The following is a 24033-nucleotide window of genomic DNA, read 5'->3' on the forward strand; positions in this document are numbered from 1 at the left end:
CGCGGGGCCGACCGGACCGCCGTCCCTCCGTTTCCGTTCTGCCACGTCGACCAGCGTCGGCGTCGCCCGCGCCCTCGCCGCCGGGACGCGCGGGCCCGTTCAGTTTCGCTCCGCTTTGCGAACACTAACGAGTCCGGAGGACCCACCGTCTCCCATGGCGGGCGAGACGCTCCCCGGCGTGACGCGCGAGGAGAGTTCCGACGCGCGCGTCGTCCTCCACGTCGACATGGACTGCTTTTACGCCTCCTGCGAACGCCTGCGCGAACCCGCACTCCGCGGGGAACCCCTCGTCGTCGGCATGGGCTACGAGGACGGCGAGTCGTTCGGCGCCGTCGCCACCGCGAGTTACGAGGCCCGGGAGTTCGGCGTCGAGAGCGCCCAACCCATCTCGCAGGCCCTCGAACGCCTCCCGCCGGTCGGGGACGCGGAGTCCGACGACGAACCCGCCGGCCACTACCGCCCGGTCGACCTCGATTTCTACGAGTCCGTCGCCGAGGAGGTGCGCGAGATTCTACACGACTGTGCCGACGTGGTGCGCGAGGTGAGCATCGACGAGGCGTATCTCGACGTGACCGACACGACGGCGTGGCGAACCGTCGGCGGCGGTGAGGAGGGAGGAGGAAGAGAGCGAATGCTCGCGGAGGGCGTCGGGCGCCACCTCGGACAGCGCATCGCCCGCGAGGTGGGCGTCCCGGCCAGCGTCGGCGTCGCGCCCAACATGTCGGCCGCGAAGGTGGCCTCCGACCACGACAAGCCGGACGGCCTCGTCGTCGTCCCGCCGGGGTCGGTCCGCGACTTCCTCGCCCCCCTCCCCGTCACCGAGGTGCACGGCGTCGGCCCCGTCACGGCGCGGGAGATGGGCGAGATGGGAATCGAAACCGCGGGCGACCTCGCCGCGGCGGACCCCGACCGACTGGAGAGTCGGTTCGGGTCGCGGGGCCGCGAACTCCACGACCGGGCGCGCGGCGTCGACGACCGGGAGGTGACGCCGACGGGGCGGCCCAAGAGCCTCTCCCGCGAGTCGGCGTTCGCCGAGGCGACCGACGACGTCGAGGAGAAGGCGGAGGTCGTCACCGGCCTCGCCGCGGACGTGGCCGACCGTGCACGGCGGCGCGGCGCGATGTACCGAACCATCGGCATCAAGGCCGTCCGCCCGCCGTACGACGTGAACACGCGGGCGCGGTCGCTGTCGGGTCCCGTCGACGACCCCGAACTCGTGCGAGAGGTGGCGCTGGACCTCCTCTCAGAGTTCGACGGCGACGCGGTCCGGAAGGTGGGCGTCCGCGTCTCGAACCTCTCCTTCGCCGACGCCGACCAGTCCCGACTGGACGGTTGGGAGGGGTCGGCCGCGGTGTCGACGGACGGGGCCGGCGGGGCGTCGGCGGGCGCGGAGGAGACGGAGGAGACGGAGGGGGGAGACGACGAAGCGAGCGACGCGACGGACGGACAGGTCTCTCTCGGCGAGTTCGACTGAGTCCCTTCTCTCCGTCAGACTCCCGTGCCGCGTCGCACCGTCCCGCCTGCGTCCGACGCGCGGCCGACGCGAGGGGAGGAACTATGAGGACGCGCGCGGACGAATCGGTAGATGAGCGAGGAAACCGAGACTATCACCGTCGCCGACGTGCGCGACGGCGTGGGGGGAGACGCGGGCGCGGACCCGGGGTCGCCGGTGGACCTGCCGGTGGTCGACATCCTGACCGGCCGGGGGTTCATCACCGGCAAGTCGGGGTCCGGCAAGTCCAACACCGCGTCGGTGGTCATCGAGAAACTGCTGTCGAACAACTTCCCGGTGCTCATCGTCGACACCGACGGCGAGTACTACGGACTAAAAGAGCAGTTCGAACTCCTGCACGCGGGCGCCGACGACGAGTGCGACATCCAGGTCAGCCCCGAACACGCGGAGAAACTCGCGCACCTCGCCTTAGAGCAGAACGTCCCCATCATCCTCGACGTGTCGGGCTATCTCGACGAGGGCGACGCGCAGAAACTGCTCACCGAGGTGGCCAAGAACCTCTTCGCCAAGGAGAAGAAGCTGAAGAAGCCGTTTCTCATGCTCGTCGAGGAGTGTCACGAGTACATCCCCGAGGGCGGCGGCATGGACGAAGCGGGCAAGATGCTCATCAAGATAGGCAAGCGGGGTCGGAAACACGGCCTCGGCATCGTGGGCATCTCCCAGCGACCCGCCGACGTGAAGAAGGACTTCATCACCCAGTGCGACTGGCTCTGCTGGCACCGCCTCACGTGGAACAACGACACGAAGGTGGTCGGCCGCATCCTGGGCAGCGAGTACGCCGACGCCATCGAGGACATGCGCAACGGCGAGGCGTTCCTCGTCACCGACTGGTCCGAATCCATCCGCCGGGTGCAGTTCAGAAAGAAGAACACGTTCGACGCGGGCGCGACGCCCGGCCTCGACGACTTCGAGCGTCCGGACCTCAAGTCCGTCGACGGCGACTTGGTTTCCGAGTTGCAGGGCATCTCCGACGAGAAGGCCCGCCGCGAGTCCGAGATAGCCGACCTGCGCCAGCAACTGGAGCGCAAGGAGGCGCGGATACGCGACCTGGAGCGAGAACTGGAGGAGGCCCGCGACCTCTCGCGGATGGCCGACCAGTTCGCGCAGGCGATGTTCCGGAAGGCCGAGTCGCCCTACCGCGGCGGAGCGGGACGGAACCTCGGCCGCCCTGAGGACCAGCAGTCGGCGCTGGCCGAGTACGAGGCGTCGCGCGACGGAACGGTCGAGGACGGCGCAGGGACGGACGATGCGGCCGCCGATGGCGCGGTAACCGACGAGAGCGCGGCCGACGCTTCCGAGGGGGGGTCGGAGGTGGACGCGAACTCGGAGACGACCGCCGCCGCGGACGACGACGCGGAGGAGGAGGCGGTGACGTCGGCCGCGGCGGGCGCCTACCCCGGACTCGACGACGCCGTGGGCGCGTTCGTCGGCGGCGGCGATGATACGGGTACAGATACGGATGCGGACGTCGACGAGTCTTCGGTCGCGCCCGAACGCGCCCACAGCGGCGTTGCCGGCCTCACGGGTCGCGAGGACGTGGTCGAGCGACTGACGGACGTGCTCGCGGGACTGCCCGACGCGTCCCGCCGGATGCTCGCCGTCTACCGCGAGTCGGACGCCTGCGACCCGGTGGACGCGCACGTCGCGGCGGGCGAAGTCGGCGACAAACAGTTGGCCTACAGCCGAAACGGGCCGCTGCGACGCGCCGGGTTCGTCGAGCACGTCGGCCGGGGACGCTACGCCTACGCCGTCCCCGAACTCGTCCGCGAGACGTTCGCCGACCGATTGGACGAGGAAGAACTGGCGGCGGTCGTCTCGGCCGTCGAGTCGGCGTTCGTGTCGGACACTGCCGAGCGAATCGAGGACGGGGCGGCCGAGGCCGACGACTGATTCTTCTCTCCGCTTCTCTTCTCTCTTACAGCGGTTCGACGAGGTCCTCCAGCGCCGCGCGGGGGTCGTCGGCCTTGGCGACGCCCGAGGCCAGCAGGATGCCCGTCGCGCCCAGGTCGCCCGCCGCCTCGACGTCGTCGCCGGTGGAGATACCGGCGCCGCAGAACACTTCGACGTCCTCGTCGACGTTCGCGGCCGCCTCGACGGCGTCGCGGACGATGTCGGGGTCGGCCGAAGCGACGGAGTCGTCGCCGCCGATGAGTTCCGGCGGTTCGACGGCGACGGAGTCGGGACCGAGGGCGGCGACGGCGCCGATCTGCGCCGGGTTGTTCGCGCAGACGCACGTCTCCAGTCCGGCCCGTTCGGCGGCCCGGACGGAGCCGTCGATGTCGGCGAGTTTCATGCGCTTCTCGGAGTGGTTGACGAGCGTCCCCTCGGCGCCCGCCTCCGAGACGGCCTCCGCGAGGGTGCTGCCGGTGTGACTCCCGTAGTCGTTCGGGTCGACGTGCTGGGCCCACGTCTCGACGCCGGTGTCGGCCACGCGGCGCAGGTCCGCCGCCTGCGGCGAGACGGCGATGCGGACGTCCGACTCCTCGGCCACGTCGCGGGCCGCGGTCGCTACTTCGACGGGGTCGCACGGGTACGCCTTGAGGTTGACGAGGATGAACACGAGTGGGAGTAAACGGCGGGGCGCAAAATAGGTTGAGCATCCCGCTCTCTTTTGGGGGCGGAGCGCGAGTGGTCCCGCATGGACGACCCGGACGATTCGGGGCCGGTCGCCGGCGACCCCGCGACGGTGGCCGAGACCCTCCAGCGACACCTCGAAGACGAGTCGGACACCGAGCGCGTCGGCGCGCTCCAGCCCGTGGTCGAAGCCGTCGCCGGGTGGCGCGACGCCGATTCGGTCGCCCCCGACGACTGGCTGGCGGCGCTGGAGACGACGCCGGACGTGCTCTACCTCCGCACCGACGAGGGTGTCCTCCGCCACCGGCCGACGGTATCGGGCGACCGGGTCGACCCCGAGCCGTTCCGGTTCGCCGCCGGTCCCGTCGGGGAGGATGACGCTTGCGCCGACCGCGCGGAACCGCTCTCGTACGCCGAGGCGTCGTCGATTTTGGAGAACGCGTCGGTGACCATCGGCGTCGTCGCGGACCTGTCGCTCGACGTTCGAGCGCGGTTCCTCACAGAAGAGTGAGCGTCGAATGAGACGCGAGCGGAGGGTCTAGTCCTTCCGCTTCACCACGTCGCCGAGCGTGGTCGTCGTCGACGACCCGCCGGACCACTCGCTCTCCTCGTCGTCGCCGCCCTCCACGAGCGAGATTTCGAGCTTCCGTTCCAGTTTCTTCCGGACGTTGTCCGGCGGGAGGATGTCGGCGCGTTCGAGCTTGCGGATGAGACTCGCCTTCTCGTTGAGCGAGTTCGCGAGGTCCTCCTGGCTCATGCCGCGCTCCTCGCGGGCGTCGCGGATGCGGTCGTCGTAGTCGCCCGCTATCTCGTCCATGTCGTCGAACATGTCGCGCCGGCGCCGGGAGGACCCGCCGCCCGAGGAGGACCCGGAGCCCGACGAGTCGGACGACGAGGACGTCCCCGACGAACTCGACGTGGAGTACTTCGTCGAGCCGGAGGAACTCGACTCGGTGCGGACCTCGGTTCCGAACTGCGAACAGTCGTCACAGAGTTCGAGTTCGGCCCCTTCGACTTTGACCGTCGTGAGCGACGGTCGCTCCTTGCCGCACATTTCGCACTGGGGCATGGTGCGTGATAGTCGGAGGCGACTTATAAAACGTGCGACGACGGCGATTCGGCGCTCGCCGAATCCGAATCTCGAACCCGACGTTCGTTTGCGTCAGGAGAGGTCCGACCACGCGCCCCAGAATCGCTGGAGCGCGGTGAAGTGGCCGATGACCGCGAAGAACGCCAACAGCCACCCGACTGGGGTGAGTCCGAGCACCGGCCGGGAAAAGGCCGCGGCGACGAACGCGACGAGGCCGATGAGGGCCAGACGGTCCGCGCGGCCGACGAGGCCGCCGTACTGGCGGCCGAGGCCGACCGCTTGAATCTGCGTGCCGAGGTAGGAGGTCATCAGCACGCCCGTGACGGCGGCGAGGCCGAGGCCGTAGGAGTCGATGCCGGCGGCGAGGCCGACGAGCATGGCGATGTCGGCGTAGCGGTCGAGCACGTGGTCTAACAGGTCGCCGCCGTCGGAGGAGACGCCCTGCGCGCGGGCGAGGGCGCCGTCGACGAGGTCTAACCAGCCGTTCAGGAAGACGAAGACGCCGCCGAGGGCGTACCACAGCGGCGTCCCGAGGTAGAACGCGACGCCGGCGGCGACGGCGAACGCGAAGGCGACGACGCTCACGCCGTCGGGCGAGAGGCCGAGTCGGTCCGCCGCGCCGACGAACGGGTCGAGCAGGCGGTCCGCGACGGAGCGGTACCGGTCGAGCGTCATCGGGTTCGCCTCATAGGTAGTCGATGAAGTTCACGGCGCCCGCGCGGGGTTCCATCTCGCCCTCGATAGCGGCGACGACGTCGTCGGCGACGGCCTCGGGCGTCCGGTCGGTCGTGTCTATCTCGTACACCGCCTCGGTCCCGAAGCGGTCGACCGCCTCGGAGAGAACGACGTCCAGCGCCTCGCTCTCGGCGTTCTCTCTCGCCTTGGCCTCGGACTCGCCGCGCTCTCGGAGGCGCGCTTCCAGCTCTTCGGGGTGACAGCGCAGGACGACGGCCTCGTCGGCGTCCAGCAGGTGCGAGAGGTGCGACTCCACGATGCCGTCCCACTCGCCCAGCCACGACTCTATCGCCTCCACGTCGGCGACGAGCGAGTCGCGTTCGGCGTCGCGTTCGGTGTACAGTTTCTCGTCGCGTATCTCGTCGTTGAGGTGGACCACGTCGAGGCCGGTTCGCTCGGCGACGAGTTCGGAGACGGTGGTCTTGCCCGTGCCGGGCGTGCCGGTGAGGACGATGCGGCGCGTCACGCCTCGGGGACCCCTGCATCTAGGTCGGCGATGACCTCGTTCAGCACCTCGACGGCGCGCCGCGTCTCCTCGCGCGTCCCGCAGGAGACGCGGACGCACTCGGGCAGACCGAAACTGCTCGTGTCGCGGACGATGACGCCCCGCTTCTGGGCCGCCTCGGCGACGGCGGACGCGTCGCCCACCTCCGCGAGGACGAAGTTGGCCCCGGAGGGCCACGTCTCTGCCTCGAGGTTAGCGCGGTAGTGCTCGCGGGCCCACTTCGCCGTCTCCACGGATTTCTCGACGTGTTCCTCGTCGCCGAGGGCGGCGAGGGCGGCCCGACAGGCCACCTCGCTCGCCGCGAACGGCGTGTTCACGCGGGCGTAGGCGTCGGCCCACTCCTCGGGGACGGCGGCGTAGCCGATGCGGAGGCCGGCGAGGCCGAACGCCTTCGAGAACGTGCGCGTGACCGCGAGGTTGTCGTGTTCGGCGAGCAGTTCGATAGACGAGGGCTCGTCGCTGTACTCGCCGTACGCCTCGTCGACGACGACCAGCGTCTCGTCGTCGACCGATTCGAGGAGTTCGACGATATCGTCGCGCGGCATCTCCGACCCCGTCGGGTTGTGCGGCGTCGTGACGTAGACGATGCGCTCGCCGTCGTAGGCGTCGAGCACTACTTCCGAGGTCTGCGCGAAGTCGTCGGCCTTCGAGAGGTCGTACTCGGCCACCTCGCCGTGGTGGTAGCGCGCGGACATGGGGTAGTAGGCGAAGCCCGGTTCCGGCGTGAGCACGCGGTCGCCCGGTTCGAGGAACGCCCGGGAGAGGTAGTCGAGGGCGCCGTCGGCGCCGGCGCTGACCCACACCTGCTCGGAGGCGAGGTCCCACCGCTCGGCCAACGCATCGGTGAGGTCCGTGTGCGAGGACTTCGGGTAGACGTGCACCTCCGGGGCGGCGTCCTCGATGGCGGCCACCGCGTCGGGACTCGGCCCGTGCGGGTTCTCGTTCGAGGACAGTTTCGTCAACTCGTCGGGGTCCATCCCGAGTTCGCGGGCCACCTCTTCGGCGCCGCGTCCGGGTACGTACGCTTGGTGCGCGGAGAGGTCCCTCGGTCGCATGGTCGAACGATGCCGCCGGCGGTTCTTAAGGGTGCTTACACCGGACGGCGACTCGAACGAACACGAGAGCGGACGAATCGCTCCCGCGGTCGAGCAATCCTCGAAAGCCCCCTCCCGCTCGACGGCTGCGACTCGCTGCGGTCCTCGTCGCTCACTCGCTGCGCTCGTTCGCTCCTGCGGTCCTTACTTCGTCTCGCTCGTCGAGCGCTCGGCCCCTTTCAGCCCCGCCCGCGGCGGTTCCACGTCGAGCCGTCGTCGAACGAACGACACCGAGTGTCACGTCCAGTGGTTCGGTCGACAACAGACGCGTCGCACGCGTGAACCGCCGGCCACGCCGAAGCAAGAGGGCTGTGATATCTCTGACTTGATAGTCGGGGCGGTCAGAGCGCGGTTCGCGGGACGCCGAATGCGAGCGTCGCTTACGGCACGCGCACGTCGTGTTCGAGGACGCCGACGCCCTCGACTTCGACTTCGACGCTGTCGCCGTCCGAGAGGGCGCCCACGCCCGCGGGCGTGCCCGTCGATATCACGTCGCCGGGTTCCAGCGTCACGTACGCCGTTATCTCCTCGATGAGTTCGGGAATCGAGAAAATCATGTGCTCGATGGTCGAGGACTGCTTCGTCTCGCCGTTGACGCGGAGTTCGACGGCGGCGTCGTCGGGCACCTCGTCGGGCGTCGCGAGGACGGGGCCGAGGGGCGCGGAGTTGTCGAACGCCTTCCCGCGCACCCAGTTCTGCTCCTCGTTCTGGTCGTCGCGGTTCGAGATGTCGTTCATGCAGGTGTAGCCGGCGACGTAGTCCATCGCGTCCTCGGCGTCGACGTCGCGGGCCTGCGCCCCGATGACGACGGCGAGTTCGGCCTCCCAGTCGATTCGCTCCTTCCCCTCCGGAACGGTCACGGTGTCGCCGTGGGACGCCAGCGCGTTCGGCGGTTTGAGAAAGAGCAGCGGTCGGTCCGGCAGGTCGTTGTCCATCTCGTCGGCGTGCTCGGCGTAGTTGCGGCCGATGCAGACCAGTTTCGTCGGTTCGCAGGGGGGAAGGACGTCCACCTCGTCGAGCGAGTACGTCCGGTCTGCGAAGGAGACGCCGTCGTCGTGCCACTGGCCGTCGCGGACCGAACCCGCCGGGTCGCGGAAGCGCACGCGGTGCATGGACGCCGTGTCACCCCGCGGCGGTTTCGTTCTTTCCTTCGCGGAAAATCGTCCGGTTTCCCCTCGGCCCGTTCACTGCGTGCTCGGCGACGGTTGCGGGAGTTGAGGGATGAGCCACGCGAGGAAGGCGTCCTGACTCCGCGACTGCACCCACACCGTGCCGCTGCCGCCGAACTCGCAGACGAGGCCCTCGCCGCTGGTCAGCGTCGAGCGGATGCCGCCGACGCGCCGGACGGTGAACTCGGCGGTGTCCTCGAAGGCGACGACGTGGCCCGTGTCGACGACGAAGGAGTCCCGGTCGTCCAGCGATATCTCCTCGATGGCGCCGTAACTCGATAGGAACAGCGGACCCGTCCCGGTCACCTTGAGGAGGAAGAGCCCCTCGCCGCCGAAGAACGTCCGCGCGCCGCCGAACTCCGTGTCCACGTCGAGGCCCGCGTCGCCCGCGAGATACGACCCCGACTGGACGTACAGCGTCTCGCCGCCGAGTTCGACGTGGGAGATATCGCCCGGCAACGGCGGGGCGAACTGGACGTCGCCCGGCGCCGCCGCGCGGAACGTGTTCTGAAAGAAGCTCTCGCCGCCGAAGGCGCGCCTGATGGACTTCAGAAACCCGCCCGTGGCGTTCGTCTCCATCTCGATGCCGGTGTCGTGGCTCACCATCGCGCCCGACTCCGCGCGGAGCGACTCGCCCTCCTCCAAGGAGACGGTCAAGAGGGCGAACGACGGTCTGGCGGATACCTCGTGTCCCATACCGCACCGGTGGACGTGTCAGCTGAAGAATCTACTTTCGGTCCACCGGAGTGTCGGCCGGCGGCGACTGTCCGCCTCCGGTGAAACGGGAAGACCCTTCGTCGGCCATTTGGATTTATGCGCCCCACGGCGCAACTACCGGACGACTATGACGATGGAACTCACCTGGCACGGTCACTCCACCTGGCACGTCGACGTCGACGGCACGACGTTCCTCATCGACCCGTTCTTCGACAACCCGTTCACGGACCTCTCGCCGTCGGACGTGGAGGACCCCGACTACCTCCTGTTGACGCACAGCCACGCCGACCACATCTCCGACGCCGGCGCGTTCACCGACGCGACGGTGGTGGGCGTCCCCGAACTCACCGGCTACATGGAGGACGAGGAGGGCTTCACCGACAGCATCGGCATGAACATGGGCGGCACCGTCGAGTGCGGCGACGCGTTCGTCACGATGCACCGCGCCGACCACACGAACGGCCTCAACACGAGTTACGAGAACGACTTCGGGGTGCCCGTCGGCTTCCTCCTCAGCGACAAGAAGCCGACGCAGGAGTCCGACGCCGACGCGACGACGTTCTACCACGCCGGCGACACCGGTCTGATGTCCGAGATGAAAGACGTCATCGGCCCGTACCTCGAACCCGACGCGGCCGCCCTGCCGTGCGGCGACCACTTCACGATGGGGCCGGTGCAGGCCGCCATCGCCGTCGACTGGTTGGACGTCGACCACGCGTTCCCGATGCACTACGACACGTTCCCGCCGGTCGAAATCGACGTCGACGACTTCGAGCGCGAGGTCAAAGCGACCGGTTCGAGCGCCGAGGTGCACGTCCTCGACGGCGACGAGGCGTTCACGCTGGAGTAACCGGCGCGACGCCTCCCGACCCGATTTCTTTAGCGACGCAGCGTCCGAGCGGCGCATCTATCACTTTAGACAGAAAGTAATTATATTCGATAAGTATACGTGAGCCGGAATCGAACTCCCCGAGAAGAAGGGGGAGACGCAGTCGGGTGAAACTACAGACGAAGCTGGCCGTCGTGCTCGTGGCGGTCACGCTGATACTGAGCGGCGCCACCTACGGCGGGTTGGAACTGTACAAACAGGAGGAGCTTCAGCGCAGCGAGTCGGCCGTCGAGGAGTCCGCTTCGCTCGGCGCCTCGCAGGTCGCCTCCTCGCTCGACGAGCGCGCCGATTACATCGGGTACGTCGCCTCCCAGCCGGAGGTGTCGAACTTCTCGGACAACGCGGCGGTGATAGACGGTATCGTCGACAACAGCCGCTTCTCGGCGGTGCAGGTGGTCGACGCGAACGGCACCGTTCTCGCGTTCGACGGGCAGATAGACAGGTCGGTCCGCGAGGCGACCATCGGCGCCGACGTGAGCGACGAGGACTACTTCACCGCCGCCCGCTACCGCGGGTCGGCCGTCTCCGACCCGGAGTACGTCCCCGCGCGCGACCAACATCTCGTCGTCGTCAGCGCGCCGATACTGCGCGAGGGGCGCGTCGTCGGCGTGCTGGCGGCCTCGACGTACGTCTCGACGGACACGTTCCTCGAACCGGTCGCGCCGCTGGCGCGCCACGACCAGCGCGTCACCGTCACCGCCGGCGACGCGGTGCTGTACGAGAGCCGGGAGCCGTTCGAGCGCGCGATGACGGGGCGGGCCGCCGTCGAACCGTACGGGTGGACCGTCACCGTCGAACGCGACCGGGCGGGCCTCGACGCGCGGATTCGGACGCTCGGCGTCGCGCAGGGCGTGGGGCTGCTGTCGGTGCTGTTGCTCGTCGGACTGCTCGGGTGGACCGAACACCGCACGACGCTGGGGCAGACCCGACGGCTGCTCGACGGGTTCGAGGCGCTCCGGGCGGGCGAGTACGACCGCACGCTCGACCTCCGGTCGGCCGAGGAGTGGGTGCAGATCAGCGACGGGTTCAACGCGCTCTCGGCCGGTCTCGACGAGCGCGAGACGGCGGTTCGAGAGCGCGAGCAGCGACTCGGCGTCCTGAACCGCGTCCTCCGGCACAACGTCAGAAACGAGATGAACGTCGTCCTCGGCTACGCCGACGTCGTCGCCTCGCGGGCGGAGGACCCCGAGACGGTGCGGGCGGCCGAGACGATACTCCGACGCGGGGAGCGCCTCGTCGCGGTCAGCGAGAAGGCGCGCGTGTTCGACCGGCGCCTCGACGAGACCGACCCCGTCGCGCTGGACCTCGTGGCCGTCGTGGAGAGCGTCCTCGCGGACGCGGCGTCGGAGCACCCCGAAGCCGACCTGACGGCGACGGCCCCCGAGTCGCTCGGCGTCCGCGCCGTCCCCGGCATCGAGGACGCGGTCCGAAACGTCGTCGAGAACGCGTGTCTCCACCACGACGGCGTCCCGTCCGTCGGCGTCGGCATCGGCGTCGACGGCGGGGAGGCGACGGTGACCGTCGCGGACGACGGGCCGGGCATCCCCGAGCACGAGCGGTCGGTGCTCGCCGAGGGGGAGGAGACGGCGCTGGACCACGGTAGCGGCATCGGCCTCTGGGTGACGAAGTGGCTCGTCGGTCGCTCCGGCGGGTCCGTCGCGTTCGCGGAGAACGACCCCCGCGGGAGCGTCGTCACGCTCCGACTACCGCTCGCGGACCGAGCGGACGGAACGGAGGACGCGGACGGCGGCGACGAGACGGACGACGCGGGCGGGTCGGAGCGGCGGTAGTCTCGTCTCGCGCGCGGGACGACGGGGGGCGCCGCCGAGAACTCGTCTCCGCCGTCGGATTCGGTTCGGGACCCGAACGACCGGGCCGCCGACTAAAGATTTCTACCGTCCGGAAACGCGCCCTCTCGAACGTCGAACGTCGAGCGCGCTCCGCGCACTTTTGCTTCGGGACTGCGAGCCGAGAAACCGTAGCCGAAGAGAAAGAGATGCGAGGCGGCGCCGACTCAGCGGCGGCGGCGGACCCGAGCCACGACGGCCGCGAGTACCACGAAGACGAGCGCCGTCGGGTGGAACAGGGGGCTGGCGACGTCGGTGCCCGTCACCGTCGGCGCGGCCGTCTCCGCATCGGTTGCCGGGGGTTCGGTCGCCGACCCGGTCGCCTCCGCTCCCGTCGACTCCGCCCCGCCCGACCGACGGACGATGACGGACCCGGCGACGACGTCGTTCACCCGGACCTCGTACTCGCCGGCGTCGGCGACGGCGTGGTCGAACAGCGTCTGTCGCTGCCCGCCGGCCGCGATGGTGAGCGAGCGCTCCTCGACGGCCCTGCCGTCGAGGATGAGTTGCGCGAGGAACTCGCCGTCGGCGCCTCCGCCGTTGCCGACCGTGACGTGGACCCGCACGCCGTCGCCGACGGTTATCTCCGAGACGGCCACGTCGACCGTCTCGACGGTGAACCGCGCGCGCTTCGCGCCGGCGGCGAACTCCGAGAGGCCGGGCGACGCCGCGCGGAAGCGGACCGTCTCGTTCGTCTCGCCGACGACGTCGGTCGGGAGTTCGGTCCACGACCCGTTCTCGTAGCGGTAGAGAGCGACGTTCTCGGGCGCGACGCTGTCGTTGGCGAGGCGCGCCTTCGACACCTCGAAGCCGATGTCGACGGTGCCGTTCACCTCGGCGTTCGAGATGGAGTGGTCGACGCGGATGTGCGACAGCGTCTCCGTCCCGTCGTCGGTCTCGAACTCGGGGGAGCCCTCGATTCGCTCGGCCGTGGTGAGGTTCATCGTGAACGACCCGTTCCGCGTCGGCGTCAGGTCGATGTTCGAGATGGCCACGTCCGAGGCGTTCGAGCGGTTCAGGAGGGCGTTCCGCCGCGCGTCGAGGTCGATGCTGACGCGCTGGTTCCGCCGGACCTCGCCGACGGACGCGTTCACGACCGTCTCGTCGCGGCCCTTCGAGTTCCCGCGGGCCGTGAGGTTCACCGCCGCGGGGACGGCCGCGGGCGGGCCGCGGCCGCCGCCGCTGGCGGTGGCGGTGCCGTTTCGCCCCGGCGCGTCGCCGCTCCGTCCGGGGGCATCACCGTCTCTACCGGGTGCATCGCCGCTTCGGCCGGGAGCGTCGTCACTCCGACCGGGGGCGCCCCCGTCCTCCTCGGATGCGCCGGATGCACCGCCGCTGTTGCCGGGGGCGTCCCCGCTCGGAGGAGCACCGCCCCGACCGGGCGCCTCTCCGCTGTTGCCGGGCGCGTCGGAGTCCGGTCCGTTCGAGTCCTCCGACTCGTCTCCCTCTTCGTCCCCCTCATCGCCGTCGTCGGGTGCGCCGTCTCTCTTACCGGGAGCGTCTCCGCTGTTTCCCGGTGCGCTGTCGCCCTCTTCTTCTTCGTCGCCTCCGTCGTCGCTTTCGTCGCCTCCGTCGTCGTCATCGTTTTCCTCGTCGTCGCCGCGTCGTCCCGGCGGTCCGTCTCCGTCCGGCCCCTTTCCTCTCGGCGGCGCGCCGACGAGCGCCGTCGGCCCGCCCAGCGACGTCGCCTCCAGAACCGGCTCGACGGCGGCCGCACCGCCGTCGGCGAGTCGGCCGTCGGCCGCGTCTGCGGCCGGATAGACGGCGGCGGTCGCGGACGCGATTCCGCCGGTGACGACCGTCACCAAGACGAGGAGGACGACCGCGCCCCCGCCGCCCGGAATCGTCGCCCGGTCCCTGTCTGCAGACATAGTATGATGTAAGATATTCTCTATATACGATATATACCTATGTGCTTCGGACTTCACGTTCGAGGAGCGGACGCGACGGGTCGCTCCGGAACCGCGTGCCCGGTTGAGCAACATTTAGGAACGGGGCGCCCGACCGTCGAAACGCATGAGCGATATCGAAACTTCCACCGTCAGCGAAGAGGGCTTCACCTCGACGAGTCAGGTCGGCGACTTCGAACTCACCATCGACGCCACGGGCGAGGAGGGTCCCGACCCGAACCAGGTACTCGTCGCGGACTACGCGTCGTGCTTCCTCCCGGCCTTCCGCGTCGGCGCCAACAAGACGGGCCACGAGGACATCGGCAAGGTCCAGATCGATGCCGACGCCGACATCAACGACGACGACGACCTGGAGGCCGTCCGCTTCTCCATCCACGTGGAGGAGGACGTCGGCGACGACGACCTCGAAGAGATCGTCTCCCGCGCCGAGGACATCTGCCACGTCCACGCGGCGCTTCGCGAGGGACTGCACGCCGAGATCGAAGCCCACGGCGACGCCTTCTAAGCGCTACGCACCCGCGCGCCTCCGACCTCGCTCTTCTTTACGGCCGCCGCTCCGCGGAGCGACGGCGTCGAAAACGGATTCGGACCGAAGTCGGAACCGAAACTGGGGACGGTCCGCTCGCCCGAGGCGGGCGGTCAGCGTCGGTGATACGCCCGGTAACTCATGGCCTGCCCCTCCACGATGACGACCTCCCGTTCCTCGGGGTCGTCGATAGGGGTCTCTTCCACCTCGTCGCGCGAGACGTACGGTCCGTGTAGTTCTCCGTCGTCGTCGAAGACGTACGGGCTGTTCGGCTGCCCTTCCATGCTACTCTATACCGCACCTGTGGTTATAAAGCTTCGTCAGACATTCACAACCACGAAAAGGTGACGCACCCCGTGCGTCCGATCGTCGGGCGGACCGTCCGTCCTCGGACGTTCGCGCCCGTCAGTCACCGCTTCAGTCGTCGGCGGGAGCGGTTTCTCGGTCCGTCACCTCGGTTCCGAGGAGGTCGAAGAACTTCGCCAGCCACTCGGGGTGGTCGGGCCACGCCTGCGCGGTGACGAGGTTGCCGTCGACGGTCACCTCGTCGGTCCACGCGCACCCGGCCGCCTCGACTTCGGCGCGGACGGCGGGGTAGGCCGTCATCTCGTAGCCGTCGAGGACGCCCGCGGCGGCGAGAATCTGCGGTCCGTGACAGAGCGACGCCACCGGCTTGTCCTCCTCGAAGAAGTGCCGGACGATATCGAGCACTCGGTCGTAGGTTCGGAGGTACTCGGGCGCGCGGCCGCCGGGAACGACGAGGGCGTCGTAGTCGGCGGGGTCCACGTCGTCGAACGTCGCCGTCACCTCGAAGTCGTGGCCGCGCTCTTCGAGGTAGGTCTGGTCGCCCCGGAAGTCGTGAATGGCCGTCTTCACCGTCTCGCCGGCTTCCTTCTCGGGACAGACCGCGTCCACCTCGTGACCCACCGCCTGGAGCGCCTGAAACGGTACCATCGTCTCGTAGTCCTCGCCGAAGTCGCCGACGAGCATCAGAATCTTCTTGCCCATTGGTGTCACTCCGCTGAGGGTACGGTCGCCGCAGGCTTAACCGTTCGTCCGACCCCGCTCGCCTACGTCTCCTCCTCCAGCAGGCGGCCGACCTCCCCGAGAGAGTCGAGGACGTAGTCGGGGGTTATCGACGACGCGGCGAGGGTGTCGTCGTCGGTGACGCCGGTCTTCACGAGCGCCGTCGTCATGCCCGCGCGTTCGCCGAGAGCGATGTCGGTGTCGAGTCTGTCGCCGACGACCAGGACGGACTCGGCCGGGACGCCGAGGCGTTCGAGCGCCATCTCGCGCGCCGTCTCGGAGGGCTTGCCGAGCACCGCGTCGGGTTCGCGTTCGGCGACGCCCGCGATGGCGTTGATGACCGCGCCCGACCCCGGCACGTCGCGTCCGACGGCGGGGATGACCACGTCCGGGTCGGTGCCGACGAATCCCACGTCGTCGTCCGACAGCGTCCAGAGCGCCTGACACATCGCGTCGTAGTCGAACTCGTGGTCGATGGACGCCACCAACGCGTCGGGGTCGTCGTCCGCGTCGACGACGGAGAGGCCGGCGTCGGTCAGGATGTCGACCAGACCGGGCGCCCCGACGACGAACAGGTCGTCGTCGGGGCGTTCCTCGCGGAGGTACCGGGCCGTCACCGACCCGGCGGTGATCACTTCTTCCGGAGATACCTCCAGGCCGACGCCGGCGAATCGGTCGACGTACGCCTCGGGCGGTTTCGTCGGATTGTTCGAGACGAACACGCGCGTCACTCCGGCGGCCGCGAGGGCGTCCAACCCCTCTCGGGCGCCCGGAATCGGTTCGTCCCCGCGCACCACCGTGCCGTCCACGTCGAGGACGACGCCTCGGAAGTTCATCGCTCCCACTTGGGCGGCGCCCGGGTTTAATCGATGGGAAACTCCCATCTCGTCGGAGTCGCGACCTCCATGTGGTTCGGTAACAATTATGTGCGTCCGGGTAGATTATTAATTATGAATGTATTCGTGGCGCGGGCGGAGGAGGGAACGTCGACGGGACCGCACACGCCGGGAGCGCGGAGCCACTACGCCTTCGGCGCCGTCGGCCTCGGCATCGCGGTGCTGTCGGTGTTCCTCACCTACTCCGTGCTGGTCGGCATCGCGAGCCTCCTCCCCCTGCTCTCGACGACGGTGGTCACGTTCGTCGGCATCGTCACCTGGGTGGTAGTCTGGATAACGCTCGACGTCGCGCACGACAGGTACACCCGCAGGCGGCGCGCGGCCGCGAAGTGAGCGGCGGCGGCGGGAACGTCGGGTAGCGGCGCGTTCGCGCGCATAACCAAAGAACGATATGCTCGAACTTCCTGTTTCCGAACGTGACGAACACGCAGCTCTCGCTCGTTCAAATAGACAACTACGGTCCGTGGACCGTCACCCCGGAGCCGCGCCGAGAGATGGACCTCCAGACGCTCCAGTCGCGGCTGTTCGCGGACCTCGCGCAGTTCGTCGGGAGTCGGAACGGCTACGTCTTCTTCACCCGGTTCGACAACATGGTAGCCGTCACGAACGGCCTCGACGACGCGGACCACGAACTGCTGCAGGAGTCAATCGGGAACCGCTACCCGGTGACCATCAGCCTCGGAACCGGGGTCGACCCCTCGCCCATCGAGGCGCTCGAAGCGAGCACCGCCGGCCTCCAGACGGCCGGCAGCGCGCAGGACGGCGACCGCCGCGAGGTGCTCTCGGGGAGCACCCTCTCGGACGCCGAACGCACGGTCGAGGACCTTCAGATCGCCCACTTCGACGTGAACGACGCGACCGGCAAGTACACCGACCGGCTCAACGAGTTCGACTCGTTCATCCAGATCGAGCAGGGCTACGCGACGCTGATGCGCTACCTCCGCGAGGAGAACGGCGCGCTCTCCTTCTTCGTCGGCGGCGACAACATCATCTCCGTCTGTCCGGCCATGACCGAGGCGGACTACCACGACGCCATCCGCCACGTCGGCGAGGAGGCTGGCGTCGAACTCAAAGTGGGCGTCGGCACCGGGGCCACCGCGCACGACGCCGGGTTCGCGGCGAAGCACGCTCTCGAAGTCTGCCGCGAGGACGGCACCGACGTGGAGTTCGACCGCCCGCACGCCGAACTGGCCGACTGACCCCACTTTTATCCGAGCGCTGACCCCCGCTCCGCTCTACGCCCGTTCCCCGCCGAGTCGCGGGACCGAAACCGAGACGCGTCCGTCGTCCCCGACGACCACCGCGCAGTCGCAGACCTCGAAGCCGACCGACGTTCCCGGAATCGCTCCGAGCGTGGCGACCGCTTCGAGGTCGACCTCTCTCGACAGCGGCGGAAGATCCATCGGAGTCGACCCGAGCGCCGCGGCCACCCCTTCGACGACGGCCTCGACGAGCGACGCCTCGTCGGCGCGCCGGTCGAACCCGCCGATGGCTCCCTCGCCTGCATCCGCGCTCTCGACTCCGGTGTCTGTCATTGCCGTGGCGAGGTGCCGGGGAGGGATGACCCTTGAGCGTGTTCTCGTTCGGCGGGAATCAACCGCAGTCACTCTGTCTGACGGGAGAGCGCAGATGCTCACAGTGGTAAAGAGTTAAGATAGTAGTGGGGTCGGAGGGATTTGAACCCCCGATCGACTGATATCTCCGGTGTGCGCCTCGGAACTCCAGAGGGTCGTCAACGCGAACCGATGATCAGTCGGTCGCTCGGTATATCAGTCTGGAGTTTCGTCCCGGGCGCGTCGCCTCTGGAGTCAGTCGCCATGCCGGGCTTGGCCACGACCCCGCTGTCTGCGTCTTTCCGTATGGCGATTCCACGTAAAGGAATTTCGATTGGCGCGCGTCAGTCCCGGTCGGTTTCGGACCACTCGCATTCCTGACATTTGTACGCCGTCACGAACTCCGTCACGCTCGGCATGTACCCCACCGAGATGACGTTACTCCCGCAGTCGGGACACTCTCTGTCAGCGTCCTCGATAGGCTCGGCTTCGAGCGGTTTCTCCCCCTCGACGAGTTCTGCGAGTCGTTCGGGCGTTACCATCCGTCCTTCGACGACGCGGTTACTCATACCGGCCGGACGAACGGGACGGTGGTAAGTCCTCCGCGTGCGGACGGCTGTCGGGATGCGAGGAGTCGGGCGGGAAGAGAGCGACGACCCACGGCGAAAGCGAAGCCGAAGAGTCCGGCGTCGGCCGTCAGCTCAGAGCCACGGCGCGCGCGAGTCGCTGTCGCTTGGGTAGCCGTAGCCGGCGTCAGACGCGGTGTCGCCGGAGTCGTCGCGGGTCGGGTCCGGACGACCGTGGTCGCCGCCGTCGGCGACGGTGGCGGCGGAGGAGGGTGCGGCGGGCGCGTCCTCGGCGGCGGACGGGCCGTCGTCGTCCGTCCCCGTCGCCGACTCGTCGCTTCCCGCCGAGCGGTCGTAGGCGAACAGCGCCGTCACGGCGAGGACGCCCAGCGCGATGGGACGCTGCGTCGGGAGCACCCCGAGCACGTCCAGCGCCAGCATCCCGAGCGCGACGGAGCTTCCGAAGCGGAAGCGGTCGATGTCGACCGCGCCGCGGAGACGGGGGGCGAGCAGCGCGACGGCGAGCGCGAAGGCGATGCCCGTCCCGGCCGCCGCGACGGCGTGCGTGACGGTCGTCAGCATCTCCCCGTCGAGGTTCAGTATCAGCTGCGGGTTCGAGGGGTCGAAGCTCGCGACCAACCCGAGGCCGATGATGACGCTCGGGGACGGGAGCTTCTCGCCGATCTCCGAGGAGGCCGTCTTCGCTGCGACGGCGAGGATAACCAGTCCCGCGAAGCGGTGGAACACGTCGAAGTTCAACACCGTCTGCAGCGTCCTCGCGAACACCGCCTCCAACCCGGCGACGGGGAGCAGGACCGCGGCGAGGAGCAGTATCGAGGTGACCTGCTCGCGGCGGGTCCCCTCCATCTCCGCGAGGATAACCGCGACGGTGGCCGACCCGCCGAAGATGAGCAGTCCGGTCTGGAGGATGCCGACGGGAGTGCTCATCGCGCCCGCGATGACGAGCGCCGGGAAGATACCGTCGACGAGGGGCAGCGCCATGACCGTCGCGAGCAGGCGCGTCGCGCCGCCGACCTGCTGCTCCAAGCGGAGCGCGACGGGATGCTGTGAGACGCTCATCCGGCGCTAGCGGCCGTCACCATCGGCCAAGCGGCGATACGAACGCAAGCCAGTCGACCCGTCGTCGGTGGCCGCGAGTCCTCCGAGCGCCGTGAGGTCCGGGAAGGCCGATTTCCCGAATGTAAATGTCCGCCACATCGCCGCGAAATTGAAGAGGATGCCGGAGTCGAAGCTCGTCAGACCGGCGATACGCGGTGCAGCGGGACACTCGAAGTCCATGTCTACAAACAATCGTACTGAACTATTAAAATTTGTGTGAGACCGAGCGGCACGGGAATACGTTCCTCTCTTCCACGTACTTAAATGGACCTACGATTCGTCGGATATAGTCTTCTAAACCAACTATCTATCGGCACGACGTGGCGGTTCGGGTGATTCTTGCGAGAGGGGGGCCCGTTCGCTGGTGTCGGCCACCGCGAGTGCGCTTCGCGTCTCGATTTCGTCGACAGATATCCTCGAACGTGTGTATCTGACTCGGTAGAATGGCAATACACTGCATGCCCGTGCCGTCTCGCAACCCTTTTGTCGCAGGAGTCTGGACGATTTACATGGCGAACGACGTTCCGGACCGGGATTCATTCTCCGAGAAACTGCGCGTACCAGAGGCACTGACGTTCGACGACGTACTGCTCCGTCCGATGGAGAGTCGGGTCGAACCCGACGAGGCGGACGTGTCCACGAGCGTCTCGAAGAACGTCGAACTGAACCTTCCGGTGCTCTCGGCGGCGATGGACACCGTCACCGAGAGCGAAATGGCCATCGGGATGGCCCGCGAGGGCGGCCTCGGCGTCCTCCACCAGAACATGGACGTCGAGGCGATGGTGACGGAGATAGAGCGCGTGAAACGCGCCGACGAACTCGTCATCCGCCGCGAGAACGTCGTGACGGCCGAACCCTCCCAGACCATCCGCGAGGTGGACGAGATGATGGAGCGACAGGGCGTCTCCGGCGCCCCCGTCGTCGACGAGGACGACGAGGTACTCGGCATCATCTCCGGCACCGACATCCGCCCGTACCTCGAAGTCGGCGAGTCCGACGCCGTCCGCGAGGCGATGACGGACGAGGTCATCACGGCCGGCCGCGACCTGAACGCCCGCGACGCCCTCGAACTCATGTACGACCACAAGATAGAGCGCGTCCCCGTCGTCGACGAGGAGGGGTGCCTCGTCGGCCTGGTGACGATGCAGGGCATCCTCCAGCGACGCGAGCACGAGAACGCCGCCCGCGACGACGACGGCCGCCTCGTCTGCGGCGTCGCCGTCGGCCCGTTCGAGTCCGACCGCGCGGCCGCGGCCGACGAGGCCGGCGCCGACGTGCTGTTCATCGACTGCGCGCACGCGCACAATCTGAACGTCCTCGACAGCGCCCGCGAGATAAAGCAGTCCGTGGAGGCGGACGTCGTCGTCGGCAACGTCGGCACCCGCGAGGCCGCCGAGGCGGCCGTCGACTTCGCCGACGGCCTCAAAGTCGGCATCGGTCCCGGTTCCATCTGCACCACCCGCGTCGTCTCCGGCGCCGGGATGCCGCAGATAACGGCCGTCGCCGAAGTCGCGGACGTGGCCGCCCCCGAGGGCGTGCCGGTCATCGCCGACGGCGGCATCCGCTACTCCGGCGACGCCATCAAGGCCGTCGCCGCCGGCGCCGACGCCGTCATGCTCGGGTCGTACTTCGCCGGCACCGAGGAGGCGCCCGGCCGCGTCATCACGATGAACGGGAAGAAGTACAAGCAGTATCGAGGAATGGGTTCCGTCGGCGCGATGAAGTCCGGCGGCGGCGACCGCTACCTCAAGGACGCCGACGAGGACGAGGAGTTCGTTCCCGAGGGCGTCGAGGCGGCGACGCCGTACAAGGGAACCCTCGCCTCCGAACTCCACCAACTCGTCGGCGGCATGCGCTCGGGCATGGGCTACGTCGGCGCCGAGACGCTCCCCGGGTTCAAAGAGCGCGCCGAGTTCGTCCGCGTCTCCAGCGCCGGACAGACCGAGGGTCACCCGCACGACGTGATGATCACCGACGAGGCGCCGAACTACAGCCCGCAGAACGAGTAACGCTACACCAAACCGCTCTCGGCTCTCGGTTCTCGACTCCCGTCTTCAGTTCTCTCAGCTTCGACCACACCGGTGGTGTCTTCGTCACCGAACGGGCCGTTCGGACCGCGAGGGCAGCGTTCGTCCCTCCCAAGGGTTTACGCCGACCGTGTTACACCTCCTGTAGTGGTCTTCCGGAACAATGATGATTAATGCGGTTCAATCACGACGAAGCACATGAACTCCACGGAGTTGCGTGACGCCCTCGAAGACGCGGGGCTCTCGCAGTACCAAGCGGAGGCGTACAACACCCTCCTGCGGTTGGGAACCGCCAGCGCAACGGAGTTGGCCGACGCCTGCTCGGTCCCCACCGCGCGCATCTACGACGTGCTCAGGGACTTGGAGGCGAAGGGGTACATCGAGACGTACGAGCAGGACAGTCTCCACGCGCGGGCGTGTGACCCGGAAACCGTCCTCGAAGACCTGCGCGGCCGGGCGACGATGCTGGAGACGGCGGCCGACGAGATAGAGGACCGCTGGGAGGCTCCGGAGGTCGACCGGCACATGCTGAGTATCGTCAAGCGGTTCGACACGGTGCTCCAGCGCGCCGCGTCGTTCATCCGCGAGGCGGAGAACGAGGTGCAACTGTCGGCGACGCCCGAACAGTACGAGAAACTCCGACCCGCCCTCCAAGAGGCGCACCGGAGCGACGCCATCGTGAAGGTGTCGCTGCACACCGACCCCGACGCCGACCCGTCGGCGTTCGACGTCGCCGACTTCGAGGGCGTCGTCACCGAGGCCCGCCACCGGACGCTCCCGACGCCGTTCGTCCTCCTCGTCGACCGGACCGGGACCTGTTTCGCGCCGCACGCGAACTCGCTGAACCAGTACGGGGTGTTGGTCGACGACTACACGCTCACGTACGTCTTCCACTGGTACTTCCAGACCTGTCTGTGGGAGGTGTGGGACACCGTCTACGCCGAGGGGGACGACGACCCGCCGTTCGTCTTCGCCGACATCCGGCGGTGCGTCCGTACCATCGAACCCTACTTTTCGGAGGGCACGACCGTCCGCGCGTCGGTGGCGGGGTTCGACACCGAAACCGGCGAAGCCGTCGACCTGTCGGGTGAAATCGTCGAACTCCGCTACTCGGGCGCGGCGGAGACGGACGGAACGCCCGCCCTCTCGCAGTTGGCCGGACAGGTGTGTTTCACCCTCCGAACCGACGAGGGGTCCTACAGCGTCGGGGGATGGGGGGCCGTCCTCGAAGAGGTGGAGGCGACGCGCGTGACCATCACCGACGTGGCGAAGTGAGCGGCCTGCGCCCGCGTCTCACGCCGTGCGAACCTCGCCGAAACATATAAATCTGAGTAGTTACGAACTTCTGACTGAAGATACATGTGGACCGGAACCAACACGTTCACGTCAGACAGAATAAGGGGTATATTGATATACCCGCGCGTTTCATTCGGTGACGTGCGTGTTCCGGGAACACCACGGACATACAAATGAGTGCTGACCAGCCGCTCGTGCTCATCGTAGAAGATGAGCCGGACCTCGCCGACCTGTACGCAACGTGGCTCAGAGAGAACTGTCGTGTCCGCGTCGCCTACGGCGGTCACGAGGCGCTCGACCAACTCGACGGAGACGTCGACGTCGTCCTCCTCGACCGTCGCATGCCGGACCTCTCCGGGGACGAGGCCCTCGCGGAGATACGGAACCGCGGCTTCGAGTGCCGCGTGGCAATGGTGACGGCCGTCGAACCGGACTTCGACATCGTCGCCATGGGCTTCGACGACTACCTCGTCAAACCCGTCTCGAAGGAGGCCCTCGAGGAGACGGTGGACAACCTCCTCCTCAGGAACTCCTACAACGACGGCGTGCAGGAACTGTTCTCGCTCGCCTCGAAGAAGGCCCTCCTCGAATCGGAGAAGGAGGCGGCCACCTTGGAGGAGAACGACGAGTACCGCGAACTCGACGCGCGCCTCTCGGAACTCCGCGCGAACCTCGACGAGACGCTCCGCCAGTTCGACGAGGAACGCGACATCGCGGCCGTCTACCGCGACCTCGGCGACAACTCCGCCTTCGAGGACCTCGAAAGCGAGAACTGACGGACCCCGGTCGGCACTCTCTTCGCGGATTTCGGGACCTCTTCCTCCGAGTGACGACGTTCTTCCGCCGAGAACGGTCGTACAACGATTATATTCTCTCTGAACACGTCTCCGCGTTTATTCATAAAACTGAGAGTTTAAATTGAGTTAATTTCATATCAGAACTTCTCGAAAATATTCATTTAGCGCCGGGTCCACGAATCAT

Annotated in this window: 26 protein-coding genes and 1 tRNA gene; 11 read left to right on the top strand and 16 right to left on the bottom strand. The window is 68.1% G+C overall.

Annotation, left to right across the window (positions count from 1 at the left end; all coding sequences use genetic code 11):
• Window positions 1-154 precede the first annotated feature (154 nt).
• A complete protein-coding gene (gene dinB, locus NDI79_RS02280; protein ID WP_310926829.1) occupies window positions 155-1474 on the top strand; it encodes a DNA polymerase IV in 1320 nt (439 codons plus the stop codon).
• Window positions 1475-1585: 111 nt separating this feature from the next.
• Entirely contained in the window at window positions 1586-3403 is a 1818-nt protein-coding gene (locus tag NDI79_RS02285) for a helicase HerA domain-containing protein (RefSeq protein ID WP_310926830.1), read from the top strand.
• Window positions 3404-3428: 25 nt separating this feature from the next.
• Here NDI79_RS02285 and tpiA read toward each other — a convergent pair whose 3' ends face one another.
• Window positions 3429-4073 (bottom strand): triose-phosphate isomerase, encoded by a 645-nt coding sequence (tpiA, locus tag NDI79_RS02290; RefSeq protein WP_310926831.1) that lies wholly within the window; start codon window positions 4071-4073, stop codon window positions 3429-3431.
• 78 nt (window positions 4074-4151) lie between these two features.
• Here tpiA and NDI79_RS02295 point away from each other — a divergent pair, with 78 nt between their 5' ends.
• Window positions 4152-4598, top strand: coding sequence for a hypothetical protein (locus tag NDI79_RS02295; RefSeq protein ID WP_310926832.1), 447 nt, complete (start codon window positions 4152-4154; stop codon window positions 4596-4598).
• A 27-nt stretch (window positions 4599-4625) separates the two neighbouring features.
• On the opposite strand, the gene NDI79_RS02300 is transcribed toward NDI79_RS02295, so the two are convergent.
• The 6 genes from NDI79_RS02300 to NDI79_RS02325 all read right to left on the bottom strand — a co-directional run bounded on the left by NDI79_RS02300 (window position 4626) and on the right by NDI79_RS02325 (window position 9376).
• Complete coding sequence (locus tag NDI79_RS02300; protein WP_310926833.1) at window positions 4626-5156, bottom strand: multiprotein bridging factor aMBF1; 531 nt, start codon at window positions 5154-5156, stop codon at window positions 4626-4628.
• 93 nt (window positions 5157-5249) lie between these two features.
• Entirely contained in the window at window positions 5250-5852 is a 603-nt protein-coding gene (locus NDI79_RS02305) for a CDP-alcohol phosphatidyltransferase family protein (protein WP_310926834.1), read from the bottom strand.
• Window positions 5853-5862: 10 nt separating this feature from the next.
• A complete protein-coding gene (locus NDI79_RS02310) occupies window positions 5863-6378 on the bottom strand; it encodes an adenylate kinase family protein (RefSeq protein WP_310926835.1) in 516 nt (171 codons plus the stop codon).
• The gene (gene hisC / locus NDI79_RS02315) at window positions 6375-7472 is read right to left on the bottom strand and encodes a histidinol-phosphate transaminase (RefSeq protein ID WP_310926836.1); all 1098 of its coding nucleotides are present in this window, start codon (window positions 7470-7472) and stop codon (window positions 6375-6377) included. The genes NDI79_RS02310 and hisC overlap by 4 nt, the downstream gene beginning before the upstream one ends.
• Window positions 7473-7891: 419 nt before the next feature.
• Entirely contained in the window at window positions 7892-8623 is a 732-nt protein-coding gene (locus NDI79_RS02320) for a fumarylacetoacetate hydrolase family protein (protein WP_310926837.1), read from the bottom strand.
• Window positions 8624-8695: 72 nt separating this feature from the next.
• Window positions 8696-9376, bottom strand: a complete 681-nt coding sequence (locus NDI79_RS02325; RefSeq protein WP_310926838.1) for a TIGR00266 family protein — start codon at window positions 9374-9376, stop codon at window positions 8696-8698.
• 154 nt (window positions 9377-9530) lie between these two features.
• Here NDI79_RS02325 and NDI79_RS02330 point away from each other — a divergent pair, with 154 nt between their 5' ends.
• Both NDI79_RS02330 and NDI79_RS02335 read left to right on the top strand, forming a co-directional pair.
• Entirely contained in the window at window positions 9531-10247 is a 717-nt protein-coding gene (locus NDI79_RS02330) for a metal-dependent hydrolase (protein ID WP_310926839.1), read from the top strand.
• A 146-nt stretch (window positions 10248-10393) separates the two neighbouring features.
• A complete protein-coding gene (locus NDI79_RS02335) occupies window positions 10394-12076 on the top strand; it encodes a sensor histidine kinase (RefSeq protein WP_310926840.1) in 1683 nt (560 codons plus the stop codon).
• A 224-nt stretch (window positions 12077-12300) separates the two neighbouring features.
• Here the strand turns inward: NDI79_RS02335 and NDI79_RS02340 are convergent, their stop codons facing one another.
• Window positions 12301-14004: a PGF-pre-PGF domain-containing protein gene (locus NDI79_RS02340; protein ID WP_310926841.1), complete on the bottom strand. Its 1704-nt coding sequence runs from the start codon at window positions 14002-14004 to the stop codon at window positions 12301-12303.
• A 145-nt stretch (window positions 14005-14149) separates the two neighbouring features.
• Here NDI79_RS02340 and NDI79_RS02345 point away from each other — a divergent pair, with 145 nt between their 5' ends.
• Complete coding sequence (locus NDI79_RS02345; RefSeq protein WP_310926842.1) at window positions 14150-14548, top strand: OsmC family protein; 399 nt, start codon at window positions 14150-14152, stop codon at window positions 14546-14548.
• A gap of 134 nt (window positions 14549-14682) precedes the next feature.
• Here NDI79_RS02345 and NDI79_RS02350 read toward each other — a convergent pair whose 3' ends face one another.
• The 3 genes from NDI79_RS02350 to NDI79_RS02360 all read right to left on the bottom strand — a co-directional run bounded on the left by NDI79_RS02350 (window position 14683) and on the right by NDI79_RS02360 (window position 16431).
• Entirely contained in the window at window positions 14683-14853 is a 171-nt protein-coding gene (locus NDI79_RS02350) for a hypothetical protein (protein WP_310926843.1), read from the bottom strand.
• A 133-nt stretch (window positions 14854-14986) separates the two neighbouring features.
• Window positions 14987-15577: a DJ-1/PfpI family protein gene (locus tag NDI79_RS02355; RefSeq protein ID WP_310926844.1), complete on the bottom strand. Its 591-nt coding sequence runs from the start codon at window positions 15575-15577 to the stop codon at window positions 14987-14989.
• 62 nt (window positions 15578-15639) lie between these two features.
• The gene (locus tag NDI79_RS02360; protein ID WP_310926845.1) at window positions 15640-16431 is read right to left on the bottom strand and encodes an HAD-IIA family hydrolase; all 792 of its coding nucleotides are present in this window, start codon (window positions 16429-16431) and stop codon (window positions 15640-15642) included.
• 114 nt (window positions 16432-16545) lie between these two features.
• Here NDI79_RS02360 and NDI79_RS02365 point away from each other — a divergent pair, with 114 nt between their 5' ends.
• A complete protein-coding gene (locus NDI79_RS02365; RefSeq protein ID WP_310926846.1) occupies window positions 16546-16824 on the top strand; it encodes a hypothetical protein in 279 nt (92 codons plus the stop codon).
• Window positions 16825-16907: 83 nt separating this feature from the next.
• A complete protein-coding gene (locus NDI79_RS02370; protein WP_310926847.1) occupies window positions 16908-17690 on the top strand; it encodes a GTP cyclohydrolase III in 783 nt (260 codons plus the stop codon).
• A 36-nt stretch (window positions 17691-17726) separates the two neighbouring features.
• Here the strand turns inward: NDI79_RS02370 and NDI79_RS02375 are convergent, their stop codons facing one another.
• From NDI79_RS02375 to NDI79_RS02395, 5 genes are all read right to left on the bottom strand, one after another.
• Window positions 17727-18026, bottom strand: coding sequence for a HalOD1 output domain-containing protein (locus tag NDI79_RS02375; RefSeq protein WP_310926848.1), 300 nt, complete (start codon window positions 18024-18026; stop codon window positions 17727-17729).
• Between the two features lie 126 nt (window positions 18027-18152).
• Window positions 18153-18331, bottom strand: a tRNA-Trp gene (locus NDI79_RS02380).
• A 57-nt stretch (window positions 18332-18388) separates the two neighbouring features.
• Entirely contained in the window at window positions 18389-18613 is a 225-nt protein-coding gene (locus NDI79_RS02385) for a DUF5795 family protein (protein WP_310926849.1), read from the bottom strand.
• A 132-nt stretch (window positions 18614-18745) separates the two neighbouring features.
• Window positions 18746-19690, bottom strand: coding sequence for a DUF5794 domain-containing protein (locus NDI79_RS02390; RefSeq protein WP_310926850.1), 945 nt, complete (start codon window positions 19688-19690; stop codon window positions 18746-18748).
• Window positions 19691-19696: 6 nt separating this feature from the next.
• Window positions 19697-19909, bottom strand: a complete 213-nt coding sequence (locus NDI79_RS02395; protein WP_310926851.1) for a DUF8099 family protein — start codon at window positions 19907-19909, stop codon at window positions 19697-19699.
• Window positions 19910-20238: 329 nt separating this feature from the next.
• Between NDI79_RS02395 and guaB the strand changes: the two genes are divergently transcribed.
• The 3 genes from guaB to NDI79_RS02410 all read left to right on the top strand — a co-directional run bounded on the left by guaB (window position 20239) and on the right by NDI79_RS02410 (window position 23828).
• Complete coding sequence (guaB, locus tag NDI79_RS02400) at window positions 20239-21738, top strand: IMP dehydrogenase (protein ID WP_310926852.1); 1500 nt, start codon at window positions 20239-20241, stop codon at window positions 21736-21738.
• Between the two features lie 216 nt (window positions 21739-21954).
• The gene (locus NDI79_RS02405; RefSeq protein WP_310926853.1) at window positions 21955-23031 is read left to right on the top strand and encodes a TrmB family transcriptional regulator; all 1077 of its coding nucleotides are present in this window, start codon (window positions 21955-21957) and stop codon (window positions 23029-23031) included.
• Window positions 23032-23225: 194 nt separating this feature from the next.
• The gene (locus NDI79_RS02410) at window positions 23226-23828 is read left to right on the top strand and encodes a HalX domain-containing protein (protein ID WP_310926854.1); all 603 of its coding nucleotides are present in this window, start codon (window positions 23226-23228) and stop codon (window positions 23826-23828) included.
• Window positions 23829-24033 lie beyond the last annotated feature (205 nt).

This window comes from Halogeometricum sp. S3BR5-2, assembly GCF_031624635.1.
Classification (GTDB): domain Archaea; phylum Halobacteriota; class Halobacteria; order Halobacteriales; family Haloferacaceae; genus Halogeometricum; species Halogeometricum luteum.